The 24,661-nt window shown below is 48.5% G+C and carries 23 protein-coding genes; 4 read left to right on the top strand and 19 right to left on the bottom strand.

What is annotated here, in order from left to right:
- Entirely contained in the window at positions 1 to 582 is a 582-nt protein-coding gene (locus JUF21_RS01380; RefSeq protein ID WP_374706423.1) for a restriction endonuclease, read from the bottom strand.
- Positions 583 to 711: 129 nt separating this feature from the next.
- Between JUF21_RS01380 and JUF21_RS01385 the strand changes: the two genes are divergently transcribed.
- From JUF21_RS01385 to JUF21_RS01400, 4 genes are all read left to right on the top strand, one after another.
- Positions 712 to 1,530, top strand: coding sequence for an aldose epimerase (locus JUF21_RS01385; protein ID WP_203624009.1), 819 nt, complete (start codon positions 712 to 714; stop codon positions 1,528 to 1,530).
- Positions 1,531 to 2,312: 782 nt separating this feature from the next.
- Entirely contained in the window at positions 2,313 to 3,224 is a 912-nt protein-coding gene (locus JUF21_RS01390; RefSeq protein WP_203662629.1) for a hypothetical protein, read from the top strand.
- A 201-nt stretch (positions 3,225 to 3,425) separates the two neighbouring features.
- A complete protein-coding gene (locus JUF21_RS01395; protein ID WP_203662630.1) occupies positions 3,426 to 4,148 on the top strand; it encodes a 2-C-methyl-D-erythritol 4-phosphate cytidylyltransferase in 723 nt (240 codons plus the stop codon).
- A 9-nt stretch (positions 4,149 to 4,157) separates the two neighbouring features.
- Positions 4,158 to 5,210: an NAD-dependent epimerase/dehydratase family protein gene (locus JUF21_RS01400; protein WP_203662632.1), complete on the top strand. Its 1,053-nt coding sequence runs from the start codon at positions 4,158 to 4,160 to the stop codon at positions 5,208 to 5,210.
- A 139-nt stretch (positions 5,211 to 5,349) separates the two neighbouring features.
- On the opposite strand, the gene JUF21_RS01405 is transcribed toward JUF21_RS01400, so the two are convergent.
- From JUF21_RS01405 to JUF21_RS01490, 18 genes are all read right to left on the bottom strand, one after another.
- Entirely contained in the window at positions 5,350 to 7,110 is a 1,761-nt protein-coding gene (locus JUF21_RS01405) for a hypothetical protein (protein WP_203662634.1), read from the bottom strand.
- A 65-nt stretch (positions 7,111 to 7,175) separates the two neighbouring features.
- Positions 7,176 to 8,435, bottom strand: coding sequence for a hypothetical protein (locus tag JUF21_RS01410; RefSeq protein WP_203662635.1), 1,260 nt, complete (start codon positions 8,433 to 8,435; stop codon positions 7,176 to 7,178).
- A gap of 3 nt (positions 8,436 to 8,438) precedes the next feature.
- Positions 8,439 to 9,419, bottom strand: coding sequence for a glycosyltransferase family 2 protein (locus JUF21_RS01415; RefSeq protein WP_203662637.1), 981 nt, complete (start codon positions 9,417 to 9,419; stop codon positions 8,439 to 8,441).
- Positions 9,420 to 9,563: 144 nt separating this feature from the next.
- The gene (gene rfbD, locus JUF21_RS01420) at positions 9,564 to 10,412 is read right to left on the bottom strand and encodes a dTDP-4-dehydrorhamnose reductase (protein WP_203662639.1); all 849 of its coding nucleotides are present in this window, start codon (positions 10,410 to 10,412) and stop codon (positions 9,564 to 9,566) included.
- 65 nt (positions 10,413 to 10,477) lie between these two features.
- Positions 10,478 to 11,503 carry a dTDP-glucose 4,6-dehydratase gene (rfbB, locus tag JUF21_RS01425; RefSeq protein ID WP_203662641.1) on the bottom strand — a complete coding sequence of 342 codons (1,026 nt, stop codon included), beginning with the start codon at positions 11,501 to 11,503 and terminating at the stop codon, positions 10,478 to 10,480.
- A 2-nt stretch (positions 11,504 to 11,505) separates the two neighbouring features.
- Positions 11,506 to 12,078 carry a dTDP-4-dehydrorhamnose 3,5-epimerase gene (gene rfbC / locus JUF21_RS01430; RefSeq protein ID WP_203662642.1) on the bottom strand — a complete coding sequence of 191 codons (573 nt, stop codon included), beginning with the start codon at positions 12,076 to 12,078 and terminating at the stop codon, positions 11,506 to 11,508.
- Entirely contained in the window at positions 12,075 to 12,953 is an 879-nt protein-coding gene (rfbA, locus tag JUF21_RS01435) for a glucose-1-phosphate thymidylyltransferase RfbA (RefSeq protein ID WP_203662644.1), read from the bottom strand. Before rfbA ends, rfbC begins: the two co-directional genes overlap by 4 nt.
- Positions 12,954 to 13,084: 131 nt before the next feature.
- Positions 13,085 to 14,620, bottom strand: coding sequence for a lipopolysaccharide biosynthesis protein (locus JUF21_RS01440; protein ID WP_203662646.1), 1,536 nt, complete (start codon positions 14,618 to 14,620; stop codon positions 13,085 to 13,087).
- A 21-nt stretch (positions 14,621 to 14,641) separates the two neighbouring features.
- The gene (locus JUF21_RS01445) at positions 14,642 to 15,535 is read right to left on the bottom strand and encodes a hypothetical protein (protein WP_203662648.1); all 894 of its coding nucleotides are present in this window, start codon (positions 15,533 to 15,535) and stop codon (positions 14,642 to 14,644) included.
- 18 nt (positions 15,536 to 15,553) lie between these two features.
- Complete coding sequence (locus JUF21_RS01450) at positions 15,554 to 16,669, bottom strand: EpsG family protein (RefSeq protein ID WP_203662650.1); 1,116 nt, start codon at positions 16,667 to 16,669, stop codon at positions 15,554 to 15,556.
- A gap of 23 nt (positions 16,670 to 16,692) precedes the next feature.
- Positions 16,693 to 17,664 (bottom strand): glycosyltransferase family 2 protein, encoded by a 972-nt coding sequence (locus JUF21_RS01455; RefSeq protein ID WP_203662652.1) that lies wholly within the window; start codon positions 17,662 to 17,664, stop codon positions 16,693 to 16,695.
- Positions 17,665 to 17,680: 16 nt separating this feature from the next.
- Positions 17,681 to 18,625, bottom strand: a complete 945-nt coding sequence (locus JUF21_RS01460; RefSeq protein ID WP_203662654.1) for a glycosyltransferase — start codon at positions 18,623 to 18,625, stop codon at positions 17,681 to 17,683.
- 18 nt (positions 18,626 to 18,643) lie between these two features.
- Positions 18,644 to 19,534 carry a phosphorylcholine transferase LicD gene (locus JUF21_RS01465; RefSeq protein WP_203662656.1) on the bottom strand — a complete coding sequence of 297 codons (891 nt, stop codon included), beginning with the start codon at positions 19,532 to 19,534 and terminating at the stop codon, positions 18,644 to 18,646.
- A gap of 29 nt (positions 19,535 to 19,563) precedes the next feature.
- The gene (locus JUF21_RS01470; protein ID WP_203662658.1) at positions 19,564 to 20,202 is read right to left on the bottom strand and encodes a hypothetical protein; all 639 of its coding nucleotides are present in this window, start codon (positions 20,200 to 20,202) and stop codon (positions 19,564 to 19,566) included.
- 25 nt (positions 20,203 to 20,227) lie between these two features.
- Complete coding sequence (locus tag JUF21_RS01475) at positions 20,228 to 20,890, bottom strand: YveK family protein (protein ID WP_203662660.1); 663 nt, start codon at positions 20,888 to 20,890, stop codon at positions 20,228 to 20,230.
- A gap of 39 nt (positions 20,891 to 20,929) precedes the next feature.
- A complete protein-coding gene (locus JUF21_RS01480) occupies positions 20,930 to 22,330 on the bottom strand; it encodes a sugar transferase (protein ID WP_203662668.1) in 1,401 nt (466 codons plus the stop codon).
- Between the two features lie 111 nt (positions 22,331 to 22,441).
- The gene (locus JUF21_RS01485; RefSeq protein ID WP_203662670.1) at positions 22,442 to 23,524 is read right to left on the bottom strand and encodes a phosphomevalonate kinase; all 1,083 of its coding nucleotides are present in this window, start codon (positions 23,522 to 23,524) and stop codon (positions 22,442 to 22,444) included.
- A gap of 177 nt (positions 23,525 to 23,701) precedes the next feature.
- Positions 23,702 to 24,634, bottom strand: a complete 933-nt coding sequence (locus JUF21_RS01490) for a glycosyltransferase family 2 protein (RefSeq protein ID WP_203662672.1) — start codon at positions 24,632 to 24,634, stop codon at positions 23,702 to 23,704.
- Positions 24,635 to 24,661 lie beyond the last annotated feature (27 nt).

Here is a 24,661-nt window from a genome sequence, read left to right on the forward strand (position 1 = left end):
TCAGCTTGGCAGGCGACGCATCAGGCGCTTGAGGTGCGGCCGGTCGATCAGCATCACGTCAAGCTGGTCGGCCAGCTCCTTGGCGGCGTCGGTGAAGTCAGAGTTTGTGATGACCGCAGCCTCATCACACTCGTAAAAGCTGTGCCCGGAGTAGGCCTCCTGCACGGCTTTGTTGCCGACCTGACCCTCGTACCGCTTGCACTGAAAGCCCACGGTTTTCTTTTTCTTCGTGCCAATAATGTCGATGCCCTGATCGCCCGAGGCCTTGGTGGTTTTCAGGCGCTTAAAACCGTTGCGCCGCAGCAGGTAGACGCAGAAGCGTTCGAACTCCTCGCCGTCCATCTGGTCCACCTCCTCCATCTGCAGGTCGCGGAACTGGAAGTGGTGATGGTAGAGCATCATCGCGTTGACCGCGACCCACGCTACAATAAAAATGAAGCTGGCCAAGTCGAAGTAGCCGCGCCACTGCGTCAGATACTTGCGCCCGAAAAATGCGTAGACCAAAGCAAGCGCGAAGCCGAGGGTCAGCAGCCAGTATAAGCGGTGGAAAAATGCGCGGAGGCCTTGAACAAGTCGTTTCAATGAAATCACCTTTCCTGATGCACTCCCTCAATATTACCAGAAGACCTTGCCCGGCGCGGCGCAATTTTCATTGAAACTGCCTCTGCAGTCCGTTACCATTGAGGGATAGACGAAAGGAAGCGCTCTCTTGTGAAAATCTCCTCCAAAGTATTCTACCGGCTAGGCTCGGAAAATGTCATGCAGTACTCACTGCAAAATGATCACCACATGACCCTGAATTTTTTGACCTTCGGCGCGCGGGTTCAGCAGGTCCGCCTGCCCAACCGCGACCAGTTCGACCCCAACCTGACCATCGGCTTCATCACCTTCCAAGACTACGCGGAAGACCCTGGCCACTTCGGCGCTGTGATCGGTCCGGTGCAAGGCGAAAGTCCTGAGCTGCCGCCCGACTCTGGTCGCACCGGCTGGCAGAACTACAACTGGGACGCCGAGACCGAGCAGGAAGATGACCATGTGTCAGTCAAGTTCACCCTCGAGTTGGGTGACCATCAGGATGGCCTGCCTGGCAGCCGCCGCGTCAGCATTGTCCACACGCTGGACAACCGCAACCGCTGGACCGTCGACTGGCACATCGAAACTGACACGCAGATCAAGATCCGCCCGCGGCTGAACGTTGCCTTTGCGCTGACCGGCGACCCCGCCCAGAGTGTGATGGACCAGCACCTGCGCCTCGACGCGGAACCCGTGCCGCTGCCCGAGCGCACCCTGACCGCCGAAGCGACGCAAGCCTCCCTGACAGCGAAGGACTGGGCGCTGACCGTGTCCACTGAAGCCAAAGGCCTGACTGTCGACTCCTATGCCGACCTCAGCGCCGCGCACTACTTCAACGGCATCACCGGCGCCCCTCACGCTGCGGTCGCGATCTACCCGACCACCCCGCTGTTCACGCTGATGCCTGGCGCCGCGTTTGAGCGCCGTACCGTCTTCACGCTTCACGCGCTGGCTTAGGTGGTGAGTCGATGAGTCTGACGACCTCTGCTCTTCTTGCGCTGTTCTTGCTTCTTGTATTGACTGTCGCCACTGGTTGTCTAGTCAAAAGCCGTCCAATCCGGCGAGCCTTGGGCATAGTCACCGTGTTATTTGCCTTGGCACTAGTCGCCGTTTTGATTAAAAGTCTAATATAACCATACGAAAGGCTTTTGAAGCGCGTTGTGCCTCAAAAGCCTTTTTGTCGTCTAACGAATTTAGAACACACTAAGGACACCACCTCTTGCGAAATGGTGTCCCCTGCCACCAGGTTTAACCCTGGTGGCCTTTGTTGCAGGGTTGCCCCTGCCTGCTATCCTCGCTGCGTCGCCGCTTTGAGTCGCTTTATTAAGTTAGGAAAGTGATAGCAGCATCCTGTCATGCGTCCTGGAAGGACCCTGCGCTTCTAACGCAGTCTTCATAGCCTAACAGATCTGAAGGCTCAGCATGCCTGGTCAACCCTAAAGTGCAGGTCGGATCGCCAGGGAGTTTCCGGGTAACTCTGACAAGGTTGTTCCTACCTCGCCCTCCCATCATCCGAAATCAGGATAGCATGATACTGTAACCGCTGTCAACAATTTTATTGTCAAAGTTTTGTAAATTATTTTGAGGAAAAATTCACAAGACTATTCGGTTTCATGACTTTATTATGGCAAGACAGGCGTTTTATATTTTGGACAAGATCACCCATGCAGATTGTTAAAATCATCTCAAGCATATTTTTTTCATTTTGATAGAACCGGGTGTACACTGGCGCCATCAAAATGAAGGAAGTGATCATGATGACGGATGCAGGAGGCTATCTTCAAGTCGAAGGTTGGGTCATGAACGGGTTTAATCGGTACATGATTGACCCTGCTGGGGATACTGTGCGGCTGCCCTTGCTTGTGTTGTACGTCGATCAGTTTTGGACGCAGGGCGGTACCCCGCTGACGCTGCCAAGCCAGCCCATCAGTGTCGAATTCACTGAGGCGCTCGCCAAGACCAAAACCGTTTGGAGCCTAGGCCAACGCGTCCGGTTATCGGGCCAAGTCGCGGCGATTCACGTCACGCGTGCCTCGCAGCAACGGATCGTCCAACAAGTGCGGCAGCGCATCGCGACGCTTGACCGAAACCAACTTAAAAAATTTTGGACTGGCATGCTGAAACGCGATGAAAAGTTAGCCAAGGTGAAGGATCTTCGCAACCAGTATCTCGCGGGAAAAATTGGGCTTAACACGCTGCAAAACGAGGAGAACCGCATTTTTACCCACGAACGGCACGTTTGGCTCGAGGAGCTGGCAGTGGTCCATGACAAACAGCTTGCGATGCGGCGGCGGGCCGCAAAGGACTTACTGGCTCACAGCAAGACTGCCTATATCCTCAAAGATCCAACCCACATCATGCACACCGTGAGTGGCAGAAGTCATACCGAATGGCGGACCAGACCCAGCCGCTCACCTCGGGGCGGCGTCCAAAAAATATTTGTCGCGACCGCGCTCGATCCGCGCGTCGAGCGCAAAATGATCAAGAATCAATACCAGCGGGCAGAGCTGCTGGTGCCGCTGGAAAATTTCAGGGAATATTGGCTGAGAGTGGGGCGGCCGGTGGAACTGTTACCGGAGGCACCGCGCAGTTTAGAGGAGAAGCAGCAGGAGTGGCTGCAATATGAGGCAAGTAAAACAACCAACGTATGACCTATTACCCGCTCATCACTGATCGTTAACACGCAATAAAGCAAAAGAGAGTACCAGAATATCATTTAGATTTATGAGCTAACACGATTACGTTCAATCAAGCCACGCGCTAAGCCATTGAACATCAAGAATCAGACCAGAATGTAGGGTATAATGATAAGCGTTAAACGATTGTCTCACCACAATTCAGGAGGTCATCACGTGAATATCGCAGTCATCATCGCCGGGGGCTCAGGTCATCGCATGGGCCAAGAGATCCCAAAGCAATTCATTAACGTTTACGACAAACCGGTACTTATCTATACCTTAGAGAGCTTTCAGAAGCATCCACAAATTGATGCTATCGAAGTCGTATGCATTGACGGCTGGCAAAATGTCGTGCAAGCCTATGCTAAACAGTTCAACATCACCAAGTTGAAATGGATTGTCACCGGTGGCAATAGCGGCCAGGAGTCGATTCGCAATGGTGTATTCAATCTCGAGGATAAAGCCTCCGCAGAAGATACGATTATTATCCATGACGGCGTGCGGCCCCTCGTTGATGATGAAGTGCTGACTGATGTCATCGTCAAATGCCAGCAATATGGCAACGCTGTGAGCTCGATGCCTTATAATGAACAGATTTTCGTAATCGCCAAGGATGACCCGAGTACAACGACTCAGTACATCCCCCGCGAGACTCTGCGGCGGGTATCAACGCCGCAAGCATACAAGTTCAAGACTTTGGACGAACGTTATCATGAGGCCTTTGAAAAGAACATCGGGGTAGATGGCTCTAACTATACCAACACGATGATGGTTCAGCTGGGCGAAAAGTTGCACTTCGCAGCCGGTTCCGACATGAACATCAAATTGACCACCAAGGAGAACCTTGAGATGTTCAAGGCCTATTTGAACTTAGACAAGGATACCTGGTTGAAATAGGAGGCTCTTATGATTGACCACCCACTTTACCGTCAGGACGTCCAGCAGGTTGCTGACATATCGTTACCTTGGGATCAATTAGCAAATAAATCGATTTTGATCACCGGCGCGAGCGGTATGATTGGCAGTTTTCTGGTCGATGTCCTGATGCAAAAAAATCGCAGTGCTGCATTAAACCTTCACGTCTATGCGCTAGGTCGAAGTGAAGCCCACGCCAAGTCGAGTTTCGGAGCCTACTGGGAGGAGCCACTATTTACATTCATTAGCCATGACGTCAATCAGCCTATGACCGACCTGAACTTGGGCCAAATCAACTATGTTCTGCATTTGGCCAGCAACACCCATCCCCGGGCATACGCGACCGATCCCATCGGCACAATCACAGCCAACATCATTGGAACGCAGAACATGCTGGAATTTGCGGTTGCTCATCAGGCCGCGCGCTTTGCTTTCGCCTCTTCCAACGAGATTTATGGGGAAAACCGCGGCGACGTGGAACTATTCGATGAAGATTACTGTGGGTACATTAACTCCAACACCCTGCGAGCCGGATATCCGGAAAGTAAACGCGCTGGTGAAGCCCTATGCCAGGCGTACAAACAACAAAAAGGCCTCGACATCGTGGTGCCACGGTTGACCCGAAGCTACGGCCCGACCATGCGCGCGTCTGATTCTAAAGTGATCGCGCAATTTATTGAAAATGGACTAGCTAAACAAGACATTATCCTCAAAAGTACAGGTACTCAAGACTACTCGTTCACCTATGTCGCTGATGCGGTTTCTGGACTGCTCACAGTACTGATAAAGGGTCAAAACGGTGAAGCTTACAATATTGCTGACCCGGCGTCTAATGTCACTCTCAAGCAGCTGGCCGAAACTATCGCCGCCTTTGCTGGAACCAAAGTCGTTTTTGACCTGCCTGGTGAGACCGAAAAAGCGGGCTTCAGTAAGGCCACTAAGGCCCTGCTAAACCCGCGCAAGCTGGAACAGTTAGGCTGGCACGCACAAACAAATATCGCATGCGGCCTCAGGCATACCTTACAAATCATGGCTGAAGCGTAGCCTACCGGTACCTGCCTGATAAAGCATTGATTATTACACGCCAAGTACTGAGCAGAACAATTTGTGTTTTGCCCCAGTGCTTAGTGTGTTTTTCTTGAAAAAAATCTTATAAAAGCGTTCAAACTAGGACATTCATGTGTCACTCATCTGCCAGTTCCGAGTCTGCCCGCCTTGTTTTCATTCTGCGAACCATGGCAATGAACATCCCCAAGATCAGCATTATCCAACTGATTCCTTGAACCCAAATTAATCCTTTTCCTAGACCAGACAGATCATATCCTACAACAACCCTGTTCTGCCCCTTTCGTGGTTTCACTTTAAGCGCCCCAATGTCGCTCGTCCTAATGTCAGAGACAGCTATTGCCTGTCCGTTTAGCATGACTGTGGAGTGACGATAAACAATAACTGGCAGTTGAGCTTCCTTGGTACTAGAGGTCTTCCAGCTAAGAGCCAATTCGGAGTCTCCGGTCACCTTCTTAGAAAGCGGCAAACGATTATTTAGCACCTGCGCAGCGTACAACTGATAACCAAGAACAGAGTCGGGTGCTTGGTGATTTGACACAGGTAAATAATCTGGCGCCGCCTTCATTACCAAGTTCAGTCCGTCCACCAAGTCTGGGCTAGAAAAAGCGGCACGCAAAGCGGCTGGATCTTTGGTCTTAAGAATCGAGCCATTATCTCCAGCCGCGGCCGGCGTGCTCGTCCGCCAGTATCTGGCGCTAGCATCAACTTGATTCATTGCGCTGAAAACAGCTAGCAATGAAACTGTCCAAACAAGAGCACGAATCGTTTCTTCGTCAGGACGCTGGGTATTCAAATACCCCTCCAAAGTTAGTCCAAACCCTGCAAGCAGTAGCACATAGGCAACTACGACTAATCTTAGCGGAAACTGGAAGGCTGCAATACCGCTGAAGTGCATTGCCAGATCGTCCCAGGGCACGAGTCGCGAAGACAAAACTAAGAAAAGCAAGCCAACCGATGTCAACGTTCTTTCTTGCACCGTACGCTTACGCCAGGAAGTGAAGACGACGCTAATTTGCAATAAAAATAGTCCAGAATAGATTAACCCAATGGCGCTCATCCCGTTATCGCCTAGCGAGAGATACGACGTCGCATCTAACATTGCCAGATTTTTCCAAGGTGTGAAAAGCGTGTTGCCGGTTTCAACCGACAAAAAGGTAAAAAGATTGAAACTGGAAAGTAATGCAAAAGCCGCGACGGCCACGCCAAGGTTCTTCAGCAAAGCGAGTTTGTCATTGGTGACGAACAATGCAACCCCAAAAAGTAAGAAAAGGGCGACGACTGCAAGCATGGTCGAAACTAAGTGGGTCATGAATAGCAAACTGATGGAAAGGCCCAAGATCAGCGGATTAAAGTGCGCCTGTTTATCCCTCAACGCCCTTACCCCTGACGCAAGTGCAAGCGGCAAAAATACCGCTCCCCAGCCAGTAAAGGACTGATTCAGTACCCAAGTGTCAACGACAAAAGAGCTCATATAAAGTAGTGCCATGATTGTCCGAATCCAGTTGCGAACCATTAGCTGATGCATCAGGAAGAGCATCGACATGCCAGCAAAAAACTCACATAAAAATCCCATGAGGACCTGGAATCTAAACCAATTTTGGACCAGTAGTAGAATCAAGCCAGCAAAGTATGCAAATCCAGAGCCATACAAGGCATTGACGATTCTGCCAGACTGGCTAAAACCAAATAAGGATTGAATAAAGTTAAAGTGGCCAGTTTTCATCTGCATATAGGTATCATAAAAGCGGAGATAATGAAAGGAGATATCACTACCCAAGATGATTCCATGGCGAAAAAGCTGCGGAAGTACCAACAGCATGGCAGCAACAGCAATCACGATGACTTGAAAAATGGCACGCATAGTACGCTTTGTCACAACTTTGCTCCTCTACTTCAGTAACGACTGGAATCCGAGAAATCATCTAGGTTTGCTTCAGGCTCCTAGCTGCGGAAGTCCTCTGCCCTACGTTTACCAGGGTCAGTGCTGTCAGAAAGACTATTTTCAGAAGTGGCTAGATTACAATTCAGTAGTGCCGCATCTGCTAGCAATAGTGCAAATGTTAAAATCATTAACTCACGATACGTAAACCAGACATGAATTTCGGAATGATTGGCGAGTACCATAAACCAAATAATCGGAAGCGACGCTCCAACAACAAATAAGCCGATTTCTTGCCACGGGATCCGCAAGCGACGGGTGTGCGAAACCGCGACCACCAGGCAGGCCAAACTAACCAGTATTACCAAGGCCATAATGAGTTTATTTCCCGAGCTAAATTCAAAAGTAAGATTTGACTTTAGCATGGCTACCCGATGCACTGGAAATTGTCCGCCTCTGCCAACCCCGCCTGACCGGAAAAGCACCTCGGTCAACGCCTCCTGAATCACGTTCCGGCCAGTGACAAAGCTCGCGAATAGCCACTTGAGAAACCAGGTCACACCATAGCCAATGCCCCACCCTAGGCACGAGACCAGAAACTGAACCAAACGCTTTTGGAAAGTTTGTGCCTTATCACTAACGAAATCGCGGTAAATCATGATCATGAGCGGTACCCCAAGGGTAATCATCGGCGCAGTGAGGAGATCGACAAAATTAGTCACAGTCCCGACAATTAGGAAAAAGAGGAATGGATGCCACTTCTGATAATGATCATCGTCAACACTCAAAACAATCAGATTCGCTACTAAGCAGATGATGAACACGTTAGCGAACTGCATGTTGATCGAAATCGCGAAGAAACGTTGAAAGGCAAGCGCAATCCCGAAGGCTACGGCTGCAAAGAGATCCAACCGTTTGGCAATCATATACCCGTTCAAGACGACCAATAAGAGCACGATTACTGCATAAAGTTCTCTGACGGAACCGTAACTCATAAACATCAGTAACGGGCGCAGCCACAGCAAATAGCCGTGCCAATAGCGAGCGTAGCCGTTTGAATCCATGGCACTATAGACCGGATTGTTATGACTTTTTACGGTCTCTGAAATCATGATTCTATCTGTAAAGCTGTCCAGTCGACTGCCCGAATCCCTAGTATTCAGGACCGGATACGTACCCTCGTTTTGCCACACTTGCTCTGTATTCGGCATGTGAGCATTGATGCGCCCGTTCGAAGGCACATAAACAATCACTAAAGCGACAAACAGCCCGACGATGAGCGTCGCATAAATACCAACATTTTTAAATATCTGATGTTTCATGGGTCATTCTCCCTCGTTGGCTTGGTTCCGGACCTGCGATGACAGCGCCCGCCGCTTTCGCTCCTCGTCATAAATTCGGTGCAAGTTCAGCTCGAAGTTCTTCCGCTCGGACCGGACAAAAGTGTCCAAGATAATGCCAGTGATTAAAATCATCAGGCAAAACATCATCACACCAGTTGCCAAGACAGCGGATGGCATCTTTGTAATGTAGCCAGTTTCAACAAATTCGGAGATTACCGGAACGCCGATGGCCAAACCAATCACGAATAAAATTGCAGCCAGAATACCGAAAAACAACATCGGCTTTGAGTCACGGAACATCCGCAAAATTGTGGCCAATACTTTTAGGCCATCAGAAAAAGTGTTCAGCTTAGAGTTGCTACCCTCAGGCCGATCCCGGTAGTCGATTGGAATCTCGACCAGTCTGAACCGCTTATCAACTGCATGAATCGTAAACTCGGTCTCAATCTGGAAGCCATCACTAGTCACAGGCAGACTCTCGACAAATACTCTGCTAAACCCCCGGTACCCCGTCATCACGTCTTGAATTCCACTGTGGTAAAGAAGGTTGATCGAGTTTTTCACCAAGTTATTGCCTAGGTTGTGAAATGGCCGCTTATTCTCTTCGGTATAGGTGCCGTTAGTCAGACGATCACCAATGGTCATATCTGCCACCCCATCCCGCAGCGGGGCAAGTAACTTAGGCGCCGCCTCTGCGGGATAAGTGTCATCGCCATCAACCATCAGGTAAAGATCCGCATCAATATCAAAAAACATCTGCCGGACAGCAAACCCCTTGCCTTGCCGTGGCTCAACGCGAACAATGGCCTCCGCGTCCGCAGCAAGCTCAGCAGTGTTGTCTGTCGAGTTGTTGTCATAGACATAGATTTGTGCCGTTGGTAAAGCTTTGGTAAAGTCATGGACCACCTTCTCAATGGTCAGTGCTTCGTTAAAGCATGGTATTAATACAGCAATTTTTTCCATTACGATCCCCACGTGTAGATGGCCAATCATCTCTGATGGCGCCGAAACAATAGTTAACAGCGAGCAGTCCCTACCTCAACAACATGAACTCCCTATTCTCTTACCTGCGCAGATGCCTGCCGCAGATTTTGCCGAAAAACAAAGTTACCTTTTTGATATCTGCGCCATAAACTCTGCCAGCGCGTCTTGCCAAGTCTGCATCTTAAACCCTGTTGCTTCAGTCTTGCTCAAGTCCAAGATCGAGTGCCGAGGCCGCCATGCCTTCTGCGGATACTCAGCACTTGTGACTGGCACTACTTCGGTATTCGTGTCCTTAAGAATTTCCTTGGCAAATTCATACCAATTGCAGCTGTTCTCGTTTGACAGGTGGTAGATGCCATACTCAAGGTTCTGATCGACCGCAAACAGCATGAACTCAGCCAACGTCTTAGTCCAGGATGGCCGGCCAAACTGATCATTCACAACGGTCAGTTTGTCATGGGTCTTGGCCAAGTTCAGCATCGTGTAGACAAAGTTGTGGCCATATTCGCCGAACACCCAAGACGTGCGAATAATGTAATACTTGTTGGCGTACTTTTGAACAGCCTGCTCGCCCTCATATTTGGTCCGGCCGTATTCATTGCGCGGCGCGGGCTTGTGGTCAACGGTGTACAGCTCATTGCTGTCGCCATCAAAGACGTAATCAGTGCTGATATAAATGAGGGTTGCGCCATTGGCACCGGCGGCCTTTGCCATGTTCTCAGTCCCCTTGGCATTGACCAGCTCGTCAATCTCCTTGCCCTCGTCTTCCGCCTTGTCAACTGCCGTGTAAGCGGCGCAGTGGTAGACGATATCTGGTTTATAATCCGCGAAATACGCATTGACTGCCTGCGCATCGGTAATATCTAATTCCTTGGTGTCAGTCGCCCGGTAAGTAATGCCACGGCCATCCAACATGTGACGCAACTCAGTGCCCAATTGACCGTTAGCGCCGGTAATTAAAATCTTCTTCATCAAATTTCATCTCCGTGTTATCACACAAAAACGAAGCGACTGGCGCTTCGCTTTATTTTTTCCGATTATTGACCCTGCTTGGCATACTTGGCTTCAACTGCCGCCTTTTCAGCTTGCCACCAGTCCTCGTGTGCCGTGTACCAGTCGATGGTGTGCTTCAAACCAGACTCGAAGTCGGTAAACTGAGGCTCCCAGCCAAGCTCAGTGCGCAGCTTGGTTGAATCGATCGCATACCGCAAATCGTGACCGGGACGATCCTTCACTTGCTCATAGTCGTCAGGCGACTTGCCCATCAGCTTAAGAATCAGCTCTAAGACCGTCTTGTTGTCCTGCTCACCGTTAGCGCCGATCAGATAGGTTTCACCAATTTTGCCCTTGGTCAAAATGGTCCAGATGGCCCGTGAGTGGTCCTCCGTGTGGATCCAGTCACGAACGTTCTTCCCAGTCCCGTAAAGCTTCGGCGTGATTCCACTCAGGATATTCGTGATCTGACGCGGAATGAACTTCTCAATGTGCTGATATGGCCCATAGTTGTTCGAGCAATTCGAGATGGTTGCGCGAACCTTAAAGGAACGGGTCCAGCCGTGAACCAGCATGTCGGACGCAGCCTTGGTCGAGGAATATGGACTGGAAGGATTGTAGCGACTCTGAGTCGTGAACTTTTCGCCTTTACCCTCGCCGTGGCCGGGCAGGTCTTCCCGCAGCGGCAGATCGCCATAAACTTCATCTGTGGAGACATGATGGAAGCGAATGTCGTACTTGCGGGCAGCTTCCAGGAGCGTGTACGTGCCGACCACGTTTGAGTGAAGGAACGGACTTGGATCGATCAGCGAATTGTCGTTGTGGCTTTCGGCAGCGAAGTGAACGCAGGTATCAACCTGACTCATCAACTTGTCAACCAGTGGCGCATCACAGATATCGCCAACTACCAGCTGCACGCGGTCACCCAGAAGGTCTTCAATGTTGGCCTTGTTGCCGGCGTATGTCAGCTTATCCAGCACCGTGATCTGAACATCAGGATGATTGTTGTACACATAGCGGACAAAATTTGAACCGATGAAGCCGGCTCCACCTGTAACCATAAGTTTCATAATTAAATCTCCCCGTATACGAAGTTGTTTTCGGCATCCTTGAGCTGTGGGTGCTTGGTATCTTTTTCCGACATGATCAGATGCGTCGTCGGCATCGGCCACTGAATGCCGATATCAGGATCATCAAACGCGATCCCACGGTCGGCTTCCGGCGCATACACGCCCTCAACTTTATAGCAGAAATTGACGTTCGGCGTGAGCGTGATGAAGCCATGTGCAAAGCCTTTTGGCACAAACAGCTGACGGTGATTAAACTCGGAAAGAATATAACCTTCCCACTGCCCATAAGTTGGCGAGCCCTTACGGATGTCTACCAAGACATCCTCTACCACGCCAGTGACGACGCGGACTAACTTGGTCTGTGCGTAAGGGGCCTTTTGATAATGCATCCCCCGCAACACCCCGGGCTCAGCGGACAAGCTCTGATTGTCTTGATTGAAGTCTGTCGTGATGCCTGCCGCAACAAACTTATCACGCGTCCAAGTTTCAGTAAAAAAGCCCCGGTTATCACCGAAAACGTCCGTTTCAACGATCTTGACGTCTTTCAGCTTCGTGGGAATGACTTTCAAACTCATTTGTGCTCCTCCTGCTTAACCAATTGCAATAGATACTGACCGTACTCCGTCTTCTTCAGCGGTTGAGCCAGCTTTTCGACCTGCTCGATCGAGATGTAGCCCATCCGGTAGGCAATTTCTTCCAGATTCGAGATTTGCAGATTCTGCCGGTGCTGAATCGATGCGATAAACGCCGAGGCGGTCTGGAGTGACTCGTGAGTGCCAGTATCAAGCCAGGCAAAGCCGCGACCCATCAGCTCGACGTCGAGTTCACCGCGGCGCAGGTATTCCTGATTGATGTCAGTGATCTCAAGCTCGCCGCGGGCAGAAGGCTTGATGTGCTTTGCAATCTCAACGACGTCATTATCGTAGAAGTACAGGCCAGTCACAGCGTAATTTGATGCCGGATGCTCAGGCTTTTCAATAATTGACTTCGCGTGCATGTGGTCGTCAAAGTCGACCACGCCAAACCGCTCAGGATCATTAACATGATAGCCGAAGACTGTGGCACCCTTCTCCTTGGCCGCAGCACGCTGCAGCATCTTGGACAAGCCACCGCCGTAGAAGACGTTGTCCCCGAGAATCAAGCAGACAGAATCATCGCCAATAAAATCGGCAGCCAAGATGAATGCTTCGGCCAGGCCGTTCGGATGCTCTTGAATCTTATAGCTCAGATTCAGGCCAAGCTCGTGACCGTCGCCGAATAATTCCTCAAACCGCGGCAGATCTTTCGTGGTCGAGATGAGCATGATGTCCTTGATGCCTGCCAACATGAGGGTGGACATTGGATAATAGATCATCGGTTTATCGTAGATTGGAATCAGCTGTTTCGAGATGGCTCTGGTAATCGGGTAAAGACGAGTTCCAGACCCTCCAGCCAAGATAATGCCTTTCATGATGAAATGATCCTCTCTTTCGAACTTTTTCTGCAAAGGCATGCCGCCTTCGTCCAATGTCTACACTATCACATGAGACCCAGTTACAACATTAGGGACTGTAAAAGATTGTCTCGAAGTAACCTGATTCGTCACTTTCGCCGCAGAAATTGTCTTACTATGCCAAACATCCCGTGTTCACCCGTGGTTTTCGCGAAGACCAGAAGTAGAGTCGCTAACGCCGCTATGCCGACCATGACACCGTATCCGGCAACGTGAATCAGGCCCACTGGGCTAAGATTAATCAGTTGAATTAAAAAATGTTCCAGAAATAGCAAACCGCCGAATGTCGCTAGGTACGCCCAGTATTTCAGGTAAAACTTAATCATGTTAACATGATAGGCACCGCGGAACAGGATTAGCGGATCCCACCAGGAGTTCACCAAAACGTTTCCAACAATCGTACCCAGCAAAATCCCGTCGATTCCCATTGAAGTAAAACGGACCAGAATTAAGCTGAGACCGAAGTTAGTGACCGCCTCAACGATTGATTTGACCCGATAGCCCCAGAACAAGCCGTACGCGTTAACCATGTTAAAGGCCGGACGAAATTGACTGAACACGAAGTTAATGATAATAAAAAACAAGGTTGATTCTGGCAACTGATATTTGTTTCCCAGCCATAAGCGAATAAACGGCGGAAAGAACGCATAAGCGACCAGGCCGATAAAGAATACCGCAAAGGCATTGTAATAAGTGAACTGGTCAAACATGTCTAGCTGCTTTTTGGTATTGTTTTTCTCAACGACACCCAAATTGCCAAAACTTGCGATAACCGAACCAAAGACCTGGGTTAAAAGCCGAGTGATACTGGTCATGATCAAAGCATAGTTAGAATAAAGACCTACTAGAGTGAGTCCCAAAAACTTGGAGATTAGAATGTTGTCGGTCCCTGAGACTACAATTGCCCCGACCTTAGAGGAAACCGTCCCGACGACATTCCGCTTAATTTCGGTTAATACATTAGGATCAACCTTTGCCTTCCTAGCGGTTTTTAAATAGGGGTATTGCTTGTGCGAGCGATAGGTAATTGCCAAGTTAGAAAACAGGTTACTCAAAATCATCAGCACAAGGTAGGCAATATAGCTCTTGAAGAATAAGAGAAAGACGACTTGCAGAATATAGCGGGCGAGCGAGAATGCAAACTGATTTACCGAATCAACATAGCTTTTCTGGTCAGCAATCAGCAGAGAGCGATTGTACGTAAAAAAATAGCTGACCACTGTGCTGAGCAGATAGAGGACGAAGTATAAGCGGACATGCGGAAAATCATTGCCGCCTTGAATGAACCAAGGAACAAACAACGATAGTACCAAACCAGCGGCTAAAATTATCAACCCGATGGCATCATAAACCTTGCGAAACAGAGCCATGATTCCGGCAATCATGGCTTCGTTCTTCTCCGCGAGGGGTTTGTAGAGGGCATAGCTGAACGCCGATCCAATCCCTAACTCGGCAAAAGAAAGAAAAGTGATGAGGTTGTTAAATAATCCGTTGGCCCCTAAATAACGGGCCCCAAGTGTGTGGACGAACACTGTCTGGACAGTAAACTGGCAAATCATCATGATGATTTGCGTGATGAAAGCCGCAGAGGCATTTTGGAGTGATGCGCGTTTTCTTGAGACCATGCTTTGTCCTTCCTGAGCCTATTACCGATACGAAGTGAACAATCCGGCAACCAGTCCTTTGATCAGTACCCCAGTTCGCTTGAGCTTATGCGGCTCGTAGAAAACCATCAAAAATCGTCTGGCGATGCCACCAAAACAATATCTTCTAAGCCCTTTAATTGTTCTCCCGAACTTACGCATTAAATAAATACCGTTCCGCGTCATGTAATATTCCCGAAAAAGAACGTAATTTGTGACTTCAAACTCCCGGCCAAAGAAGTGACGACGCTGAGGGGCCCCAATCTTATGAATAATCGCATTTTCCGCCGTGGTGACATTCATATAGCCGGCCCTTAAGACCTCCAGATCGAAGTCATAATCGACCCAGTCGATGAACCATTTCTCACTAAGCCCCCCCACCGCATTAAACGCGGAAACTGAGACAAGAATACCGCTTGAGATTGGCAGAGTTCCTTTTACCGTCGTACGCCGGTCATCTTCAAATTTCATCTTATTCAAGCGATGCTGATCAACGTACAGGACAGAGTAGCTGCCCGGTTTGTTCATTCGCTCAATTCTGGGGCTAAGTATGCCTAGATTGGGTGTCGTGTGCTTGACCCTCGACCAGGTATCGAGCATGCCTTGAAAATAACCTTCAGGCAAATCAGAATCCTGATCCAGAAAAAAGACTTGTTCAAGTGTAGGATCCCGAGCAATCAAAGATTCTACCCCTCGATTCTGGGCAAACGCGATCCCGCGATTACTCCCCAAATCAGTAACAAATTCCGGATACTCAAAATCATCCGATAATCGTTCGCCGTTGTTCACAAGTGCAACTTGGTCAGTCAACTCAACGAGTCCTTTGACCGTCTCACTGAGATGCGTCTCATCAGGGTGATACAAAACAATCACAACGCCCCATGAACTATCTACCATTGACGCAGTCCCCTTTCGTCATGCCAGCTTGATCAGATACAACAAACTACCACGGAAGTATGTTCCCCACATGTACAGGTGAGAAAAACCATTCATTGCACAAACCAAGAATATCAGGAGATTAATTAAGGAGCTCATCCTTGGCACCTTGAATTCATGCTGATGTTCATAGTAAATTGCAATGCCAATGATAACCACCAAAAATATAGAACGCGGGATACGTGAGTAATCATCTGCGAGCGAAAGAGTCGGCAATGTGAGCATAGACATAAGAACAACCGTATAAATCAGTTGGAACTGGTTAATCAGTTTCTTGTCCTGACTGGTCGCCACCACCTTGTAAAGAAACCAAATCAGCAGAAAGGCGGCAATCGAGGAAACTCCGACGGCCACATACCTGATCAAAATGCTGCCATTGCCATACTGACTCGCTAACTTAGCACCGATATTAGCCCGACTAGACACAAGCGCTAAGACCCGACCTACCAACTTGGAGATTCGCTGAACACCAACCACATTGATCATCATAATCACGCCAACAACCGCACCAACTAACCAGAGCGCATATTTGTACAGAAAATTGAAGGACATCAGCCTAAGAACAACTACTAGCAGAAATAGGTAGCCCAGAGAATGAAATTGGGCAGACAACAGAATTATAAAAGTCGCAATCAAGTAGTTTTTAACGTTTTTTTCTTGGAGAAACGAGATGGCTAAGATGACGAACGAGAGCATGATAAAGTTTCGCAGTTGTGTCGCGTCGAGCAAAAAAACCGTCGCCCCATAAATACCAACAAAAAGTGGGGTGTTCGTGGTGAAGCGCCGCACTCCCATATATAAAACGATAATGGCCATAAGACATAAAAAGGTTCGGAAGGTTTGGTACGACAGCCCTAGTTTGTAGAATAAAACACTTAGATATGAATATCCACGCTCAAACTTCCAAGCCCCTGCAGGCTGCCCAGCGGTAATCACGTATTGTGCCTGGTAGGTTTGGTAATCCAAGTTATGCATCGGGCTAGTAAAGGCCGCCAAATAACCCAATACCAACAGACCGAAGCCGCCGATAAGTTGACTTTTACGCTTGGCAAATTGATCAACAAACTGAAGCGCTTCTGAGGCTAAAAAGAGCATTCATCTCATCTTCTTTCTATGTTTTATTTAGTTGCCTTACCTAGGATATATCGACGCAAGGGTGTTGGTAGCCAAAGGAGTGTTTTGATTTGAATATTTAATGAGTTCGACTTGACAAATAAGTGCTCTCGCCGCAAAAAGCTGATTTTTTTTATGGGTGCCCAGTCGTCGAATATCGCTGCGACCCCCTCTGCTAAGGCCGCCTCCTTCGCGGCCAACTGGCCTTGATAGCAGCGTAGAAATTCGCCAGTCTGGCGAACGTTGCCACCAACAATCTTGGCTTCACGGAATTTCAGTAGCCGCGCAATGCGAACAAGCAGGTTGGCTGTTCCTGGCGCGCCCAGCACATTATCGCCATGCTGCCGGTAACGAACAAGCGGCTGATCGACAAAAATCACGTTACCAAACGCACTAGCAACCAAGGCGGCCCAGGCATCGTGCATTGTCATCAGACTGTAGTTAACTGCCACACTAGGCGCAAGCAATTTATTTCTTAAGGAACGGTTCAGCAGAACAGTACATCCAGTCACCGTATTGATCATCAAAAAATCCTTGAACGCCGTGCTGTAGATTGGGTGTCGGTCATCTTCTGGCAACGGGCGGCCCCCTGAATCGATTTCGCTAAACCGAGAGTACGCAAGCAGAGGCTTCTCGCTATTTTCTGAAGCAAGTGCATCGACCAACGTTGTAAGTTTCTCCGGTTCCCAGACATCATCTTGATCGCTAAATGCGTAAAAGTCAGTGTCTTGTTCTTTTAATAGTGCGATAAACGCCCGCTTAATGCCCAGATGCCCCCCAAGGTCCGCCAAGTGGATTCGTGAGTCTGACTGCGCATATTTCCGCACGATTTCAACCGTGTGGTCCGTTGAGCCGTCGTCGTGAATCAACAATTGCCAATTTTGATAGGTTTGAGCCTGAAAGGACGCTAGCTGTTCAGCCAGAAACCTCTCGCCATTGTAAGCCGACAAACAAATCGTAATCGTAGGTTCAGTCATCTCATAGACTCCCGCTTTAAAGTGTATTCGCCAGCACACGGTACCTGATCTGCAAAGTGGGGCGCAGCTTGGAAGCACGGATGCCAGGGTTGAATAATAGATCCAGTCGTGCTCGAAAATTGGTTCGATAGGTTGCCACCGCGGTCAAAAAACGCCGCTGATCTGGCAACAGCTGATCACTATACCCAACAAGGAGCTCATGCGCACGTTTAGAAAACGGATGAATCACCGGATTGTGCTTGTACCGACGATAACGGTCTAATAACGAAGGTGCCTTGATTTTCTGCGAATCACTCTTGCCCCCAAAACCTGTTACCGCGCTATCATGCCGGCGGTACAGCATGTGCGGCGTGGGGTCGTAAACGACTGTCCCCAAAAATTGTGCAACGTTCATTACATAGGCATCATGAACAATGTTGTCGATTGGCACATGCTCCGCGAGTAAAGCCATCAGACGGCGATTGAATACCATAGTTGTCCCCAGCCAAGTCACATCAAAAAAGGCCTCAGGCAGATGTCCGGTAGGCTGAAAGTTTCGGGGGTAGCGATCGCCAATCGCGTGACCATCGCCATCGGCCAACGTCACATTGCTGTGATACAGGGCAGGCTGAGATTCGTGCGGCGCAAGTTTAGTGACGGCAGCCAGAAACTTGTCCGACGCGTAAATGTCGTCCTGATCAGCAAAAGCATAGTAATCACTCGACGCTTCTTTGGCAACCGAAGCCAATAAGGTCATGAAACTGTCCCGCCACCCAATATTCTCACCGAGGTAAACCTGGATACCAGACTGGCCTTTGTAATCGCTCAGTATTTGTCGAGTATGATCCGTAGAGCCATCATCGCGCACAATGATATCCACCCGGACACCCTTTTGAACTAAGAGTGAATCCAGCAATTGCTTAAGATAATGCTCGCCATTATACGTCGAAAGTAGGACCGTGACGGTTTTTAAATCTTCCAAAGGCTCGACTACTCCTTTTTACTGTTTGTCTGCTGGGACCAGATAGGCTTTACCACGATAGACGGTGTATGGGGTTTCCGTATCAATCATTGCCGTGTGATGCTTTGCCAGCTGCTGGGCCTTCGGCGGGACTTTCATGTAATCATGGAAGACCAGGGTCAGGTACTGATCATAGCCAACCATCACTGGCATCTGCGTATCCTCAAACGGCATCTTGACAGTTGAGGCAAACCACTGCGGATCAAATGGTCGAAACAGCCCCTTTAACCCACTGGCTAACTCAACCAAAGCAGTACTGTTAGGCTGGGCAACAGTCATCTTCTGCTCTGCGCGGTGCCAGATGCGATAACGAGCCTTCTTTGACCTCACCAGTTCCAAAGGAATCGCAGTCAAAAAGCGCAATAACTTGCCCTGGTGATCGGGAAGCCTCTGATTCACAAAAATTGAAAACAATATTGCATTGAGTCGCTGGTTAAAACGCCCCATTGGAGTTGGTGCCAGGTGGTCAATTGGAATGATATCAATGGCAATGCCTTGATTGACGTCCTCATTTTGAGTGCGGAAATTAATAAACGTCGTGGTGCTGTCGTTGACCGTCATGGCCGCGTGATGGTAGTTATGCGTCGCGTCGGACCGGCAAATCTGATACTTGGGATCAACGGAGTACTGATTCCAATTGTGATATAGCCGTTCATAATCTTCTCGGAGCATAAAAATATCGACATCATCATCCCACGGAATGAAGCCATGATGCCGAACCGCACCAATACAGGTGCCACCGCACAGATAGTAAGTTAACTGATGTTGCTCGCACAATGTTGAAACATACTTCAAAATTTCTAATTCCTTCAGTTGAAGTGCCCGAATCTGATTCGGTGTTGCCTCAGCTAAATTTGGAATTTTCACCACTTGAACCGCACCCTTCTATCCAAAAATGATCATTCCGCCAGAGCGACAGTTCCAAGCACCTGAACGCCAGTCTGCCGGAAATCAGCAAGCATTTTATCAGCAGCCTGCATTTTGCTATGATTCTGTCGCAAAACGATCACTACGTTTTTGACAGCGCTACTCAGTTTAATGCCTAAGTTGCCCTCGAACATTGCGGGCCCATCGACGAGAATTAAATCGTAGTGTTTTGCAAGGACTGATAGAGTTTCACTTAACGGCATCACCAACCCATTGGCATCAAAATCTGTTGGAGAGGCAGTGCCTACTGTGATCATCGATAAGTTGTCCTCAGTAGTCGACTTCACAGACTTGTCGATCCAAGCCTGGTAGTCTTCTTCTTCGACCAAATCACTTAGGCCATAATCGTTATCAACTCTAAAATAATTAGATTGGTCATATGGGTTAGCCGCAATCAGTAGAACCCGACGTCCCCCCCTGGCTGCATCGATTGCCAAACTCGTAGCCACGTTTGTTTTCCCATCAAATTCAGTTGGAGAAACGATTAAAATGGCAGTTTTGCCTTTTTCTTGCTGCATCACGTGCAGTTTTGAATTCAACGCGCTGATTGACTGGCTGCCAACCAAATTATCAATACTGTACTTACTAGGAAAATCGCTAGTCTTTGCCATACTCGCACCTCACGGAATTAATGAATTACAGAATCTGAATCGTCTTGACACCATACTTTTTTTGTAAGTAGTTAGGGTCGCGGACCACGTGCCGAGAATATTCCAGAACGAAGACAATAATCAGTGAAAGGACACCGCCAAGCACAAAACCAACAATCATATATTGAATAAGTGACCGCAGAGAGCTGCTTTGTGAAACGGGCAAATCGCCTTTGACGATTGCTACCTTCGAAACGGGCAAATACTTCGGGGCCACTTTTTGGAATTCTGTCATGATAGTTTTTAGCCCTGACATCGCAACTGATTGGTTCGGGCTTTTAAACTTCAGTTGCAACAGCATAGAGTTGGCATTGTTAGTAATGGTGAGTCCGGAAGACAAACTACCGACTGGCATTGAAATTCCCTGACGGTTCAGGCTGGTCGAAACCGAAGACAGCACCTCAGAACTTTGAACCAGGTCCTGGCTGGTCGCCATCAGCTGATTGGCGTATGCGTTTTGCGCCGAAGGATCACTATTGGTTCCTTTTTCCGGAACCAAAACGACTTCGCCGGTCGCCTCATACTGGGCACTGCTGCGAGACAGCTTAAGCCAACCCATCGCACCTGTTGCAAGCACTGTGATGATAATAATTAGCCACAAACGCTTATAGATAACCTTTAGCACTGATCCCAAACTCACTTCTTGCATTTAGAAAACCTCCGTGTGGTCTATTCTTTGTGCCTGAGACTAGCTCATATGTTCAATGTCATTCTCGGATACAATCTCCTGCAGTTTCTTCATACTTGGTTTCTCATCTTCATCCAAGCCTTGAGACGAAACCTTGTCGAACAAGATCTTGATTGTTTGAAGCAAGATTTTGAAATCAAGCGTCAGGCTATAGCATTTGATGTACAAAAGGTCGAATTTCAGCTTGCTACGATAGTTGGAGGCATATTTTCCGTATACCTGAGCGTATCCGGTAATGCCAGCGCGTACATTATGCCGTAAATAGTAATGTGGCTCCTGCTTGTTAAATTGATTCACGAAGTATGGGCGTTCCGGCCGTGGACCAACGATCGACATGTCGCCTTTTAAAACATTGAAAATCTGTGGTAGCTCATCGAGGCGGAGCTTTCGTAGGTACTTGCCGACAGGCGTGATTCGGGAATCATTTGCCTGAGCCAGTACTGGACCAGATTTAGCCTCAGCAGTGGCAGACATGGTCCTAAACTTGTAAATCTTGAACTCACGCTGATTCAAGGTGATTCGCGTCTGTTTATATATGATTGGCCCTGGCGAAGTAAGTTTAACTAGAATTGCAGTAATCAACATAAAAGGTGAGGCCACAACCAACAGTACAAGGGCAACAAGAATATCGAAAAGCCGCTTAAGAGCAGCATTCTCAGGTGAGAGACGAAAATCACTGATACCCATCACGCTCTCGTCCTCAAAGTTCATCAGGTTTGGCCGCAGCATCAACAAGTTGTCAAAAGTCGAAGGCAACATCAGGTGCTTTTCATTTTTGATGACATAGTCGACAATTGCTCGGCGCTCCTCATCGCTAATGGTATCGGTGATGTAGAAAATGTCTACTTTATCAATAATGGCTTTGACATTGTCCAAAAAATGGTCAGTGATCACATAGCGGACACGATGCTTGTTATTCTTGGACGAACTAAAATTCTGAATAATTGCGGGCAGCTCATCTTCGTAGGAGATAACCGCGACATGCTCATCAGGCGTAAACGCGATGTAAAGGTAATAAACGATGGTTCGCCAAACCGCAAGAATAAGGATACTAATAATCAGGGATAAAAGGAGCACAGATCTGGGAAAAGCAAACAGGCGACCGATAAAAGTGATGACCATGAGCGCGGCAATTGCGATGGTCTGACCCAAAACTGTCAGAAAGACGATGTCGCTAACTCGTCGATTATAGTAAACATACACGCCAAGCAGATAATTAACGATGAGAAACACGATCGAGAGCCATATGGCGGAATGCTGATAAGAATACAGGTTCACCTGTGGAATCGTAATGCCAAACCGAAAGTAGTATGACAGTAAGATACTAACATGAAACAATAGCAAGTCAACGATCACAACTCCCAATCGTTTAAGGCCACTCCATTGTTTGACCGACTTCATAAGCACAACCCTCTCCAAACTAGATTCGTCTGACTAAACGCCAAAACATACCATGAAAAAGTATACCACAGGCCTTAGTCCCACACAGGTTCTTAACTAAAAAGCAAGCTGTTACCGCACCGGCAACAGCTCGTGAACCTCAAACTTTAACTGTTCAATTCCGGCCTGAGACCAGCTTTCAGAAATTTGCCTTGCGTGTTGCTCAGCATCAATCAAAACAATGCCGCAATCACCGCCACCAGCCCCAGATGACTTAGCCGCACCGCCATGCGCTTCCGCTAACTCGCACAGTTGATTGAGCAATGGGGTCTCAATCTGAACCTCCGAAAAACTAGCCAGCTCATTTAATAACCGCCGATTTTCCCGGACGCCCTCTTGAATGCCTGCGAGGTCGGTAGTACGAAAACAATTGATCATCTTTTCAAGAACTTTTTCGCTTTGCGCCAGAAAATGCTTGTATCGGCTACGCTGTTTAGCTTTCGCAATCGTGATTTTATCAACCAGACGCGAAGTTGAAGCAGGTGACCCAGTCCAACCAATCATTAGGCCCAATTCAGCCGGCGCATGGAGCAGCTCAATTGAAAGCTGTGGCCACTGCATGTGAAGCAGTTCAGTCAGTGAGTGAATCCGCCGTTCGGCGGCAAGCCAGGATTTGTCAAAAGAGCGGTAAGCAATCCAGCCCCCGTACACCGAGGCTGCAATGTCGCCTAACGACCCATTGCCTTGAACATCCAGATGCGCGATTGCAGCCAATTTATAAAGCTGATCGGAAGTCATGTGTAACTGATAAAACTGGTTCAAAGCCTTCACTGTCGCCACTGTCACAGCGGCAGAGCTCCCTAAGCCGTACTTTTTACCGCTATCAGAGTCAAGATCAGAGTCAACAAACAACTTGTAAAGTGCTAGCGGCTTCCCCTGCTCACGGGCATATTCCTCTGTTAATTTGATTGCACTTAGGATGTAATGAAACGGATTGTCGCGATCGTCAAAGACCATTTCGTCGCCGTGCCGTTGCCACAGTAGCGAATTTTCTTGATACTGCTTAGAGACAATGCTGCCATAATCAGGCATTTCCTCAACAGTCACTGTGACAAACTGATTTAACGCAACGATGATCGCTGGGTATCCTGTTTCCACCACCGCGTACTCGCCCGCAATATATAATTTTCCTGGCGCTTGGGCTGTAACTAGCATCAACGAAACCTTCCTACTCTACTTATGACTTTTTCACAACTCGACGAAAGCTATTATAAATGACTGAACTGAATGCGGCGCTGATGGCACTTAACTGTAATACTTTCTAAAACTTCACCCGTTTACCTTTCGGTCCTCGAATGAATTCTGACAGCGGAGGAACTCAATGTGACTGATTCAATCATTGGCAGTTTTATCAGTTTCTTTAACGATATAAACAGGCCTTTTCTTTGTCTCCAGAAAAATCTTGCCAATATATTTGCCAATTATACCTAGACAAAGCAGTTGTAAACCGCCAAGGAATAAGATAATGCAGACTAGTGAGGGCCAACCAGCGGCGGAATTGTGGAATAGAAGTGCTCGGACCACAATGAAAATCATCGCGATGGCTGAGCCAAAACAACTTGCCGCACCAACAAAAGAGGCAATGTTCAAAGGCGCATCGGAAAAGTTCACAATACCGTCCAATGAATAGTTAAACAGCTTCCAAAAGCTCCAGGAAGTCTGCCCGGCAACGCGCTCGCGATTTGGGTAGGAGATATATTTCGTGTTAAAGCCAACCCAGCTGAACAGCCCCTTAGAAAATCGATTATATTCTGAGAGCTGCAAAATCGCATTAACCATCTGGCGGGTCATTAAGCGAAAATCGCGTGCGCCATCGACCATTTGCGTTGAGGAGATCCGGTTGATCAGCCGATAAAACTGACGGGCAAAAAAGCTTCTCAGCCTCGGCTCGCCTGCCCGGTCCGCTCGACGCGTCCCGACGCAGTCAATGTCTTGTGTCTGAATCATATGGATCATTTTCGGTAGTAATTCGGGTGGGTCTTGCAAGTCCGCATCCATCACCGTCACTAAATCGCCCGTCGCAGACTGAAGCCCTGCATAAAGCGCTGCTTCTTTCCCAAAATTTCGCGAAAAAGACAGATAATGAACGCTGGAATCCTTGCCTGCTAACGCTCGTAATTCGCTAAGCGTTTCGTCATTTGAGCCGTCATTGACGAAGACATACTCGAGTTCCTGACCCATCTCTGGGCGCAGCTTCTCAACCGCTTGGTAAAAGAGTGGAATGCTCTCCTGCTCGTTATAGCATGGCACGACAACTGATAACATCAATCTACCTCCACCGATCAAGACACA

Source organism: Lacticaseibacillus sp. 53-4, assembly GCF_016861805.1.
In the GTDB taxonomy this organism is placed as follows: Bacteria; Bacillota; Bacilli; order Lactobacillales; family Lactobacillaceae; genus Lacticaseibacillus.